Origin of the sequence: Propionicimonas sp., from assembly GCF_049840635.1 — a bacterium.
Taxonomy (GTDB): domain Bacteria; phylum Actinomycetota; class Actinomycetes; order Propionibacteriales; family Propionibacteriaceae; genus Propionicimonas.
In genome coordinates this window covers 800,984-813,315 of the sequence record NZ_JASGKL010000005.1, presented here as the reverse complement: position 1 = coordinate 813,315, position 12,332 = coordinate 800,984, and the positions used below count along the sequence as shown (strand labels likewise).

The window sequence follows — 12,332 nt, the reverse complement described above, 5'->3', positions numbered from 1 at the left end:
CGCGGTCGGGCCCGTCCCGCTCCAGCCGTTGGCGACGTTCGCGATCCCCGCGTAGCTGCGCAGTGCCACCACGTCGGCGGACGTGGACGCCGTCGCGCCCTGGCCGGGGCTGGCCTCGCTGACCGCGCACGTGGAATTCCACGGCAGGTTGACGGTGTGGCCGCCGTTGTAGTTCACGACGGTGCCGTCGGCGAGCAGGGTCACCGTGGCCACGTCCCTGCCGGAGCTGTTGGCCAGCGCCACCTCCTGGCCCAGCGACGTGCACGCCAGCGTGGCGTCGTAGGACGTGGGCAGGTACGACAGCCAGGTCGCGTCGCTCGGGGCGACCACGGTCTTGGACAGGTCGAGCTGCCCGCTCGCGATGGCCACACCGACCTTGCGCGGCTCGGTGACCAGGGACGCGCGGGCGGGGTAGCTGGCCGAGTCGGCGGTCCGCGAGCCGACGGCGACCGAGTTCCAGGCGATCGGCTCGAGCGTGCTGGAGTCGGCGACCGGGGCGGACGCCGGCGTGCGGGTGTCGAACGAGACTGTGAACGGAGTACCCGGTTCGAGGCCGTCGGTGGGGTCGGTAAAGGTCGAGCAGGACCTTGATCGCCCGCGCCGTGGCCAGGGTGCTCGCGGCGGTGGCGTTGGTGAACGGCACCCAGGTGGTGCCGCACGTGGTCTGGCCGCCCGGCTTGGTGTCGTTGGCGATGTCGGCCTTGTTGCACGCCGCGCTCGGCGCGGTGGTCGAGTAGTAGTAGGCCAGCGTGTACGAGTGCGACGGCAGCCCGTCGAGGCCGGTCACCGCCATGTTCCCCAGGAACGTGGGGGCGAACCGGGACTTGCGCGCCGTGCTCACGATCACCCCGGTGTCGCCGGGAGCGGGCAGCACGTCGATCGCGCTGACGACGTTGGCCGCGACGTTGCCGTTGTTCGACAGGGACAGCCGCCAGGTCTCCGCGCCGCCGGGTCGGGTGATCGGCGTGCACGGGTAGGTGTAGTAGCCGTCCGCGTCCGGCGTGCTGCAGGCGGACGCGGTGGCGGAACCGACCGCGATGACGCCGAGGTCGTCGTGGTTGGCCTCGCCCTCGGCGGCGGCCGGGTCGCCGGCCGCAGAGCCCTTCACGGCCTTCGACACGGTGATCGGGGTGGACGCGGCCGCGACCACGGTGGTGCTCGACGAGCAGTCGGCCACGGCGGTCGTCGGCGTCTGCGCCTGCGCGTCCGTGGTGTACGAACACTGGTCGAAGTCGCGGTCGGTGCGCACGTCCACCGTGTTCGTCACCGTGGTGCCGGCGGCGAGCCGGTCGCGGAAGCGCAGGTTGGTGGTGATCAGGAGCACCTGGCCCGCGCCGAGGACGAAGCCGCTCGGCACCGTGACCTGGAGCTGCCCCGTCGTCGTGTCGAGCGCGGCGGCGAACCCGGTGACGGCCGACCCGTTCACCGTGAAGGTGAACACGGGGTCGACGTCGGCGGGGACCAGCGGGGAACTCCCGCCGACCGGACTGATCTGGTCGGAGATGGCCAGCCCGGTCATCGCCCAGGCGCCGCTGTTGGTGATCTTCACCTGGTAGGGGATCGTGGCGTTGAGGTCGTAGCGAGGGGCGACGGAGTCGGACCCCTGGCCCGGCGTCTTCTCGACGGTGATCCGGTTGGTCCGGTGCAGCAACAGGGTGGTGGCCGTGTCGGTGGCCCTGCCGGTGTAGGCGTTGCCGGTCTGGGTGCGCCACGCGGCGACCCCGTCCACCTCCAGCTCGTCGGTGGTCAGGCCCTGGACGGACTCGCCGGGGGCGGTGGCCATGCCGGGCAGGGTGCTCGGCACCGGGGTGTCGGTGGCCCCGTTGGTGCCGAAGACCAGCAGTGCGCGGCGGGTGGTGGTGAGGACGACGACGACCTTCGGGTCGGCGGGACGCTCCCACTGGACGGCGGTGCCGTTCACGACCCGGCGCACCTCGAAGCGGACGCCGCGCACCTGCGCCGCGTCGATGCCCGACGGAAGGGCGGGGGCGACCTTGCCGGACGCGTCCGCGTCCCGCCAGGAGTCGGCGTGCCAGCAGTCGCTCAGGTCGGAGCTGCCCGCGCAGGTGGCGACGAGCGTGCTGCCGTCCAGCCCGTAGTCGACACCGGTCAGCACCCACATCCGGAGCTGGTTGGTCGGGGCCGGCAGCGTGACCACGGGGGTGGCGCCGAGGTCGAACGCGTTCCAGAAGGTCGGCGTCGCGTCAGTGAGGGTGAGCAGCTGCGTGCGGGCGGTGCCGGTGGGCTGCCCGGTGAGGGTGAGCGTGTAGCTGGTGGACTGGTCCTCGTACCGCTGCGAGGAGCTGATCACCTTGCCCGCGGCGACGGTGTAGGTCGGCTGGGCGATGTCGAGGGAGCCCGAGTCGGTCGCGGTCGGGGAGTCGCAGTCGGTCACCTCGGCCGAGCAGCCGATCCCTCCCGCGCTGATCACGGACGCCCGCGCGCTGTTCGTGACGTCGTCGGTGGCGGCGATCGGGTCGCCGTCGCCGCCGTCGTCCGCCCGGAGCGTGGCGCGCAGCTGGTAGGTGAGCACCACCTCGACGGTCGTGTCGGTGGGGACCAGGCCCTTCGAGGCGTCGGCGAGGTGGTCCGCGTCCCCGTAGGCGACGCGGACGCCCACGACGTCGGCCAGGTCGGACGCGGAGGCGGCGAGCGCCTGGGCGTAGGTGAGGGTCTCGCTGGTGCTGTGCCCGCCGGCCAGCCGGGTCAGCACGACGGACACGTCGTCGGCCGTGATGCCCTCCGGGAGGGTGCCCAGCTCGATCTGGTACAGGTTGAACGAGCGGTACCAGGCCGTGGAGCCCGCGTCCGCCGGGTCGGTGATGTCGATCTCGGGCACGCCGCTTGCGGTGTTGTTGGTGGCCCTGAGGGTGGCGCTGACCAGCGGCCAGGTGTCGGTCGCGTTCTGCGGGATGCCGAGAGCGGTCTGGTCGAGGGTCTTGGTGAAGCTGACGTTCAACGGCCGGTCGTAGATGGTGATGTCGGCGGAGTCGAGGCTCTGGATGCGGGCCGTGCCGTCGGCCAGCGGGGTGGTGAGCGTCCCGGTGACCTGGACGGTGTTGCGCACGACGCCGGGGTCCCCGGAGTTGTAGGTGTGCGGGTGGCTGGTGCCCAGCACGTAGGTCGAGGAGTCGCTGCGCAGCGTCCGGCGCAGGCGGTAGTCGAGCAGCAGGCGGCGGTCGTGGGCGTCGCCGGAGCTGGTGACGGCGTCGGTGGTGCTGGCGCTGCCGGGACCGAAGGTGATCCGCACGGCGAGCGTGGACGCCCGCTGCGCGGCGGTCAGTTCGTAGCCGGGGAACCCGCCGTCGCACGCGGCGGCGGACGGGCAGGCCGCAGCGGTGACGTCCGTCCAGCCGGAGCCGTCGAGGTACAGCTCGACGGTGGTCACCTTGTCGGTGGCGATCGACGGGTCGAGGGCTGTCGTGATGGGGCGGATCCTGACCAGGTCGAACGCGTCGTAGGCCGAACCGGCGATCGACGCGTAGTGCGGGTCGTCCACCACCTCGACGCTGGACAGGATCAGGCCGTCCGTGCCCCAGCGCAGCGAGGCGGTGCGCTGCTCGTCGGAGAGGGCGGAGATGCTGGGGTTGGTGTCCTCGGCGCCCGTGTCGGGGTCGAGCCAGGACTTCTCGGCGAGGTCCACGCCGCCCACGCCGCCGCCGCCGACCGGCTTCAGGGTGAGGTCGTCGGACGCCTCGTCGGTGACGACGGGGAGGATCGCGTCGTCGTTGGCCACCTCGGAGGTGGCCTCGTTGGTGAGCGTGTCGGTGCCGACGGTCGCCGAGACGGTGTCGTCGCTGCGCAGGGTCTGGCGGAGCGCCACCTCGAAGCGGGGGACGACAGTGAAGCCGGGCGGCAGGAGGTCGCCGTCGGTCTTCGGCGTGAACACGAACCGGAGGCCCTGCACCTGGGCGCGCTGCGCGGCGGTGAGCCGCAGCGACCAGCCGTCCTGCGGGCCGGTGATCGGGGCGACCAGCTGCTGCCAGGCGGTGCCGTCCCAGTACTCGGGCGTCAGGATCGCGTTGCTGGGGACGTCGGTGGGCAGGATCCGGGTCAGGTCGACGTGGTCCCAGAAGGTGGCGTTGTCGTCGGTGATCGTGAGGTGGTCGGAGCCGATGGTCGAGTCGGAGGAGACCTTGCCGGTCAGCTGGACGGTGGCGGCTGCGCCGGCCGAGGCCCAGATGGCCGAGCGGTTGAACGCCTTGTCCAGGCTCGTCCGGACCCGCTGGGGCAGCAGGGCGAGGTCGGCGGACGTGGTGTCGGACGCGGAGCCGCTGCTCCCGGTGACGGTGGCGGCCACGGTGTTGGTCGCCGTGGTGCCGTCCTCGACGGTCACGGCCTTGGCCGTGACGGTGAACGGGAGGACGACCTCCGCGTGGGGCTCGATGCCGTCGGTGTCGGTGGAGGAGAACGTCACGCTGAATCGGCTGACCGACTTCGTGGGCGCGGGCAGCGCGTGCCGGTCGGTGCCCTCGAGGGTCTCGGTGGTGCCGTCGGTGTAGGTGTAGGTGATCGACGCCGAGCTGGCACCGTCCGGCCAGGTGAGCTGGGCATCGGCGTTGCTGTCGGTGACGAAGGCGCCGAAGGTGAGCCCCTGCGCGGTCAGGTCGGGTTCGCCGGCGGCCGGCTCGGTGATCGTCAGCGTGGAGGTCGGCATCACGCCGGTGTCGGCTGTGATCGTCGTGGTGGTGGACCTGCCGGCGACCAGCGAGGCCCCGTCGAAGGCCTTGGTGACGTCGACGTGGACGGCCTTCTTCTCGAAGGTGACCGTGGCCTTGGCGGTGTCGGAGGAGTCCTCGGAGCCGTGCGTCACGGTGGCGGAGGCCTTGTTCACGACATCGACCTGCTCGTCCTGGGCGAGGCTGTCGAAGACCCCGTCGCGGGCGGCGGTGGCCAGGACGATCGTTGCCGGGTCACCGGCGGGCAGCGTCCCGCCGTTCCTGGTGAAGGTGAACCGGACGCCCTGCACGGTGGCGAGGTCGATGCCGTCGAGCAGGTCGGACGGGTCATCGGGCACGGCGACCGCGTCCCCGTGGTGCCAGTCGCTGCCGTCGTACCAGGAGAAGGCGACGCGGTCCGCGCCGGCGGGGGCGTCGAGGCGGGTGATGCCGGTCAGGGCGAGGGTGCCGAACGGGTTCGCCGCGTCCACGTCGACCGGGTCGGCGATGACGATCGCGTCGACGCGCACGTTGGAGGTGTTCGCGCCGCCGAGGGTGAAGGTGACGGCGCGTCCGGCGATCGCGGGCTGCGTCGTGGTCGGCGAGACCGACTTGGTCGCCCTCGCCGAGAGTTGCTGGGGGATGTCGAGGTTGACCGAGGCCGAGTCGGAGACCGTGTCCGCATTGTCGGCCTTCGCTGTGAAGGTGGTCGCGGCGGACGTGCCGTTGTCGTCGGCGGACGCGGCGGACGGGAGCTTGGCCTTGACGGTGATGCTGACGATCTGGCCGGCATCGAGGCCGCCGTCGTCGAAGGTGACGGTGAGGTCCTGGCCGTCGATCGTGGTCGTGGCGATCGCGGGGCTGACGGTGACGGCGTCCGTGCCGCTGAAGACCAGCGGTGCGGGCAGCGTCGCGGCGACCTCGGCGTTGGTGCACTTCTCCGCGCTGCACTGGATGTTGATCGTGTAGCTGAAGGTTTCGCCGGGGGCGACGGTGGGTACCTCGCCCTGGTGGCCGGTGACGTAGGCCTCGATGCTGAGTTCGGCGTCGGTGTCGGCGAAGGCCGAAGGCGCTGTCAGGGGCAGCGAGAGGACGGCGAGGGCGAAGCTCAGCAGGAGGCCGAGGGCGGCGCGCACCCGTTCTGGGCGCAGGGCAGTACCACGCATGGCGTTTGGCAGTCTCTTCCGGTGGCTGGGATGGCTGTCCGAACGAATCGGGGGGCGCGCGTTGCACCCACCGCACGTCGTCCACTCCGGACAAACGGCGGCGGAGAATCACGCCCGTGCCGCAAGGCTTTCACCTTCGCACTTCTGCCCATCAGTCCCCGTACGGGGACAATTCCCCGCACGTCGAACCCCCGCGTCCGCCTCCGGCGCGTCCGCGGAGTGTCGCCCCGCAGGAATTCACCACCACGTCGGCCGGTCTGGCGCGTAGCAGGGGGCGGTTCTTGTTTCGCGCCAGATGGGGGTGGCGCGCAATCGGGGACGGTTCTGGCACTCTTCCCATGCCTAGACATCGACGGCCACCGTTCAGGCGCGAGAGCCACCGTTCGCGTCGAGAGCCCTTGTCCGGACCGGGGCCGTTGACGGGAATGGTGGCTCTCGATGGTGAGAGGTGGCCTTCGCCGGAGGACGCGAGCGACGGGCTTCGTCCGGCGCCGTCCCCGGTTTCGCGCCAGCCCCGTCCCGGGCTCTGCGTCGGGCGGCACGATCGGAACCGTCCCCATCGTTCCGCCGGTTCAGCGAGAGAGCCGGGACGCAAGAACGCCTCCGCTCCCTGGCGGGAACGGAGGCGTTCGGACGGGGCGTCAGGCGCTGAGGCGCTCCTGCGTCTTCTCGGAGAACACGTGCATCGTCGCCGTGTCGGTGTTCAGCTTGACGACGGTGCCGCGCTGCGGTGGCGTCCGGGCGGAGACGCGGGCCACGATCTGCTGCGCGGTCAGCTTCTGGTCGGCGTCGAGGCCGGAGAGCGTGCCGTACACGTAGCCGTCGGCGCCGAGCTCCTCCACGACGTCCACGTCGAGGCTGATGCCCTCGGTGGCGATCCGGAAGTTCTCCGGACGGATGCCGAGCACCAGGGTCTTCTCGTCGCCGGCCTTGGCCAGCACCTCACGGGCGACCGGCACGACGTAGTCGCCGACCTTCACGCCACCCTCGACGATGTCGCCGGTGATCAGGTTCATGGCCGGGGAGCCGATGAAGCCCGCGACGAACAGGTTGGCGGGGCGGTCGTACAGGGTCAGCGGGCTGTCCACCTGCTGCAGCACGCCGTCCTTCATCACCGCGACGCGGTCGCCCATCGTCATGGCCTCGACCTGGTCGTGCGTGACGTAGACGGTGGTGACGCCGAGGCGGGTCTGCAGGGCCGCGATCTGGGTGCGGGTGGACACGCGGAGCTTGGCGTCCAGGTTCGACAGCGGCTCGTCCATCAGGAACACCTGCGGCTGGCGAACGATGGCGCGGCCCATGGCGACGCGCTGGCGCTGGCCGCCGGAGAGGGCCTTCGGCTTGCGGGCGAGGAAGGTCTCCAGGCCGAGCAGCTTGGCTGCCTCCATCACGCGGGCGTCACGCTCCGCCTTGGGGACGCCGGCCATCTTCAGGGCGAAACCCATGTTGTCGGCGACGGTCATGTGCGGGTACAGCGCGTAGTTCTGGAACACCATCGCGATGTCCCGGTCCTTCGGCGGCAGGTCGGTGACGTCGCGGTCACCGATCAGGATCTTCCCCGCGTTCACCTCCTCGAGGCCGGCGAGCATCCGCAGCGACGTGGACTTGCCACAACCGGAGGGGCCGACCAGGACCATGAACTCGCCGTCGCCGATCTCGAGGTCGAGCTTGTCGACGGCGGGGTGGTCAGCGCCGGGATACACCCGGGTCGCTTCCTTGAAACTGACAGTGGCCATGCCAAACACACCTTTCCACGGGCAGGTACGTGCCCGACGATCCGTAGTGGAAACGAAGCGCCGCGGGTGCGGCAGGGCCCATCTTCGCACGAACCGGACGCCGCTGCCATGGTCTCGTTTCATTCCCCCTTACGGGGGACACCTGGGCGGTGTGGACGGGCTCCCGGAACCGGCGTGGACGGGGTGCCGCGCGGCCTCGGGTACGCTCGCGCCGTGACTGCAGACCAGCCCTCCGACGAGCCGACCGAGCCGGCGGGGGAACCCGCGTCCGGGGCCGCAGGGGAGTGGTGGGACGACCCGTCCCTGCCCTGGAAGCACAAGCCGACCCGCGCGGACATCGCCTGCTTCAGCTGGCTCGGAGTGGTCGCGGTCTACGGGATCGTGATCAACATCCTGCGTCCAGGGCTGCTGGGCAGCGCGCCGCACGTCCTCGCCTCCCTCGGCTCCTGGTCCGGTTCGGTGCTGGTCGGGGCGATGGCCCGCATCGGCGACCCGTGGTGGCCGCTGGTGTGGCTGCTCGGCACGCTCGGTCTGGTCAAGTTCGACTGGATCTACTGGTGGGCGGGGCGCCTGTGGGGGCGCGAACTGATCGAGGTCTGGTCGGGACGCTCCGAGCGGGCGCGGCGCACCAACGAGTGGGCGAGCCGGTTCGCGCGCAAGTACGAGACGCTGGCGCTGGTGATCTCGATGGTGCCCGGTGTCCCGGGCCGCGGCGTGGTCGTCGCCGTGCTGGGCGAGGCGGGCACCAGCCTGGCGAAGTTCCTCACCGTCTCGCTCGCCACGTCCGCGGTCGTGGTCGGCGGGTGCCTGGCCGCCGGCTACTGGATCGGCGAGCCCGCCGTCGCGGTGATGCAGACCTACGGCAGCTACCTCTGGTACGTGTCGCTGGCGCTGCTGGTGCTGGTCGTCGTCCAGTACGTGCGGACGCAGCGGAAGCGTCCGACGGAGGCCTGACCGGTCGCCGGGTCGCGTTCGTCAGCCGGCCGCCAGGTGCGCGAGCACGGCCTCGGCGTACGCCTGGGCCGCGTCCCCGGACCGGAAGGACAGCTCGGTCCCGTCAGGGCGGCTGGTGCGCACCTCGTAGCCGGTGACGTGCCTGGCCAGGCTGAGGAAGGCCGGCCCCAGCAGCTCGCGCAGCTGGTCCTCCCTGGGCAGCCACAGCGCCTGCTCGAGCTGGATCGAGTCCAGTGCCCACTCGGTCGTCCCGTTGAAGGCGAGGATGGTTCCCGTCGGGTACTCCCTGGCCTCGACCACCATGTCGGCCACGGTGAACACCTCGCCGTCGAGTTCGGCGGAACGGATGGCGAACTGGTCGCCCGACCGGGGCCGCCAGCGGACGCCCGCCAGCCGCAACCGGCGGGCCACGTCGACGGAGATCACGTCCGCATTATGCGCCTGGCCCCCGGCTGTGGGGAGGTGCTCACGCGCGGGTGAGGACGGCCACCAGGAAGTCGGCGTCGGCGGTGAACGGACGCAGGTCCCAGGTGGAGAAACGCGATTCGACCGCGAGCCCGGCGGCCGCTGCGTCGGCGAGGAAGTCGTCGAAGGCGTAGCCGCGGCCCGCGCCGAAGCCGACGACCGCGCGTCCGGTCGGGGCGAGCACGGACGCGAAGCCCGCCAGCACGGGGACGCGGGTGTCCGGGTGCAGGAAGCCCATCACGTTGCCCGCGCACAGGATCGCGTCGAAAGCAGGGGGTGCCTCGGCGGGCAGCGTGAGGCCGGCCAGGTCGGACACGACGTACAGAGGTCCGGGGGAGTCAGCCTGCGCGGCGGCGATCAGCGTCGGGTCCACGTCCACGCCGACCACCCGGTGCCCGGCGTCGGCCAGGTAGCCGGCATGGCGGCCGGGGCCGCAGCCGGCGTCGAGGATCGCGGAGCCGCGTCCGACCATCGCGTCGATCAGGCGCGCCTCCCCGTACAGGTCGTGCCCCTGCGCGGCGAGCATCCGGAACCGCCCGATGTACCGGGTCGAGTGCCCGGGGTCGCGGGCGATGATCTGCTGCCACTGGCCGAGAGGGTAGGTCACGGATCCGAACCTAGGTTCGGGCTCGCGGCTCTGGCAAGCCGGGGCCGGAGACGCTGGCATGGACAGAGCCGCGTGGGAGAATCGAACTCCCGACAACCGATTTACAAGATCGGAGCTCTACCAACTGAGCTAACGCGGCACGGGCCCGGAGGTCCGGCGCCCCATTGTGCCAAAGTCGGGCAGCCGGCGTTCACTGTGGATCCACCCACCGTCTTCGGTGGACGAACTCACACCATCCCGCCGGGCATCAACGGTCCCTGAGGAGGCCGGCGGGTGAGGAACGAATCCGCCGGCCGTCACGAAGGGCCGCCGCCACCCGGTGACCCGCCGTCGCGGACGGCACGGAGGAACCGTCCCCTCGTACCGCGCAAGATCCACCCCTGGTCGCCGAGGGCCACCCTTCCCGTCGACAGCCCTCGTCCAGACACGGCTCTCGACGCGAACGGTGGCTCTCGGATATGAGCGGTGGCGCTGAAGGCCCCGGTGGGCGCCCTTCGTGACGCGGTCGCTCGTTCCTCACGACCCCACTGTGGATTCACCCACCGTGTTCGGTGGACGAACTCACACCGCCCCGCCGGGCAGCACGAGGTCGGCCAGGTCCCGGGGGTGGTCGGCGAGCCAGTGGGCGGACTCCTGGGCGGCCCAGTCGTCCCAGTGGACGGCGAACAGGTCGCCGTCCCTGGCGATCGCCCGGTCGCGGCGGGTCGGGGCGTCCAGGTCGAGCCAGATCGCGAGGCCGGAGAGCGCGCGGCTGGCGGGCGTGATCGCACCGCAGCCCTCGATGACCAGGGGCAGTGCCGGGTCCAGGGGACGCCACGCGCCCGGCGCGCCCGCTCCCCCAGTCCCAGGTGCGGAAGCCGTTTCCGGTGATCAGGTCCGGAACAGCGGCGGCCGCCACCGACAGCCCGTCCCAGCCGGGGTAGAGCTCGTCGAGCCCGACGACCTGTACGCCGTCCTCACCCGGCCAGTTCCCGGCGAGCGAGGACGCCAGCGTGGTCTTGCCCGAGCCGGCGCCGCCGTCGATCAGCACGACGGGACGCGCCCCGGACGCGACGAGCCTGCGCAGGGCGCGGTCCAGGTCGTCCCGCACGGCCGTCACCCGCGGATGTCAGCGCAGGCCGGACGCGGCCACGAACGCGACCGCGTCGCCCCGCAGGGCCACGACGTCGTCGGGAGCGAGCAGTGCTGCGGCACCCCGGGGGAGCGACAGACGATCCTCACCGGCGACCAGCTCCGCGTCCCCGGACACCACCAGCAGCTCGCGCGCCGAACCCTCGCCGGGTACGGGGACGCCGTCGCCGGCGCCCGTGATCCGCCACACGTCGAACTCGGGGCAGGGGGTTGGATAACGGTCGACGCCGGGCGCGACCGCCTCGGGACGCGTCACCTCCGGCTCGCCGGAGGAGAAGTCGACGACCTTGACCAGCTCGCCCACGTCCACGTGCTTGTTGGTCAGCCCGCCGCGGATCACGTTGTCGGAGTTGGCCATCACCTCGATGCCGGTCCCGCGCAGGTGGGCGTGCATGTGGCCGGCGGGGACGAACACCGCCTCGCCCGGCTGCAGGACGACCCGGTTCATCAGGAGCGCCGCGAGGATCCCGGGATCGGCGGGGAACACCTCGTCGAGTTCGAGGACGGTACGGGCGAAGTCGCCGAGCTCGCCCTCGTCGTCCTTGTGCCGCATCGCGGCCGCGCAGACCAGCTCGGACAGCTTCGCGCGCTCCCCGTCCAGGCTGAGCACGTCAAGAAAGACCTCGGCCAGCGCGGCGGAGCCCTTGCGCTCGGTCAGCGGGCCGATCACGCTCGACAGCTCGTCCGACACCCCGAGGGCCTCGAACAGGGACGCGGTCCGGCGCGGGTCGCGGAAGCCGGACAGGGTGTGGAACTCGTCCAGCGCGACGAGGATCTCCGGCTTCGGCCAGTCGTCGCGGTAGGTGCGCTCCGGCGCGTCCATCGCGATCCCCGCCGCGTTCTCCCTGTCGTAGCCCTCGCGGGCCTGGTCGCGGGACGGGTGCACCTGCAGCGACAGCGCGTGCCGCGCCGACAGCACCTTCAGCAGGTAGGGAAGCTGGTCGCCGAACGCCTTCCGGCTCGGCTCACCGATCAGCCAGGGCTCGGCGGCGATCACCGCGTCCAGCTTCTCCCCGTCCACCTCGGACGGGGACAGGGGATGGGCGCCCAGCCGAGTACTCCGCGAACGGACGGCCGTCGGCGGGGATGCCGAGGATCTCCGGTATGGCGTCGGTGGTTCCCCACGCGTAGTGCTGGACAGTGCCGTGCAGCAACTGCATCGAGCATCCTCACTGTTGACTCTCGTTCTCGGCGCGCAGGCCGTCGTCGAGTCTAGCCAAGAGCGGAGAGGGACCCGACCGGGCCCGTCGACCGCCCGCAACGGACGAATGACATCGATGTTGTTCGCGCGGTACGCTGAGGCCATGTCCGACCCCATGGCCACCCCGGTCGCCGCCCTCTCCGAACAGCAGGCCGCCCTGCTCGACTTCGAGAAGCAGTGGTGGGCGCTGTCGGGGTCCAAGGAGTCCGAGATCCGCGAGCGGTTCGACATCTCGCCCACGCGCTACTACCAGCTGCTCAACGCCCTCATCGACACCGAAGAGGCGCTGGTCCACGACCCGCTGCTGGTCAAGCGGCTGCGCCGGCTGCGCGCCGCCCGCCAGAAGGAGCGCACGGCCCGCCGCCTCGGCGTGAACCTGAAGGCCTGAGACCTCCCCGGGCTGCGACCCGGGTC

6 protein-coding genes, 1 tRNA gene and 1 pseudogene are annotated in these 12,332 nt (G+C 71.5%); 2 read left to right on the top strand and 6 right to left on the bottom strand.

Annotation, left to right across the window (positions count from 1 at the left end; translation table 11 throughout):
* Positions 1-36: 36 nt before the first annotated feature.
* Positions 37-330 (bottom strand): annotated as a pseudogene (locus QM779_RS09705) (hypothetical protein); the annotation flags it as partial.
* A gap of 6,135 nt (positions 331-6,465) precedes the next feature.
* On the bottom strand, positions 6,466-7,560 hold the full coding sequence (locus QM779_RS09700; protein ID WP_428534623.1) for an ABC transporter ATP-binding protein: 1,095 nt from the start codon (positions 7,558-7,560) through the stop codon (positions 6,466-6,468).
* Between the two features lie 213 nt (positions 7,561-7,773).
* Here QM779_RS09700 and QM779_RS09695 point away from each other — a divergent pair, with 213 nt between their 5' ends.
* Positions 7,774-8,514 carry a DedA family protein gene (locus QM779_RS09695; protein WP_428534621.1) on the top strand — a complete coding sequence of 247 codons (741 nt, stop codon included), beginning with the start codon at positions 7,774-7,776 and terminating at the stop codon, positions 8,512-8,514.
* Between the two features lie 21 nt (positions 8,515-8,535).
* Here QM779_RS09695 and QM779_RS09690 read toward each other — a convergent pair whose 3' ends face one another.
* From QM779_RS09690 to manA, 4 genes are all read right to left on the bottom strand, one after another.
* Positions 8,536-8,940: a pilus assembly protein CpaE gene (locus QM779_RS09690; RefSeq protein ID WP_428534619.1), complete on the bottom strand. Its 405-nt coding sequence runs from the start codon at positions 8,938-8,940 to the stop codon at positions 8,536-8,538.
* Between the two features lie 40 nt (positions 8,941-8,980).
* Positions 8,981-9,586: a class I SAM-dependent methyltransferase gene (locus QM779_RS09685; protein ID WP_428534617.1), complete on the bottom strand. Its 606-nt coding sequence runs from the start codon at positions 9,584-9,586 to the stop codon at positions 8,981-8,983.
* 66 nt (positions 9,587-9,652) lie between these two features.
* Positions 9,653-9,725, bottom strand: a tRNA-Thr gene (locus QM779_RS09680).
* A 969-nt stretch (positions 9,726-10,694) separates the two neighbouring features.
* Complete coding sequence (gene manA, locus QM779_RS09675; RefSeq protein WP_428534615.1) at positions 10,695-12,023, bottom strand: mannose-6-phosphate isomerase, class I; 1,329 nt, start codon at positions 12,021-12,023, stop codon at positions 10,695-10,697.
* Between manA and QM779_RS09670 the strand changes: the two genes are divergently transcribed.
* Entirely contained in the window at positions 12,022-12,306 is a 285-nt protein-coding gene (locus QM779_RS09670) for a DUF3263 domain-containing protein (RefSeq protein ID WP_428534613.1), read from the top strand. The two genes, manA and QM779_RS09670, sit on opposite strands and share 2 nt — an antisense overlap.
* The last annotated feature ends 26 nt before the right edge of the window (positions 12,307-12,332 follow it).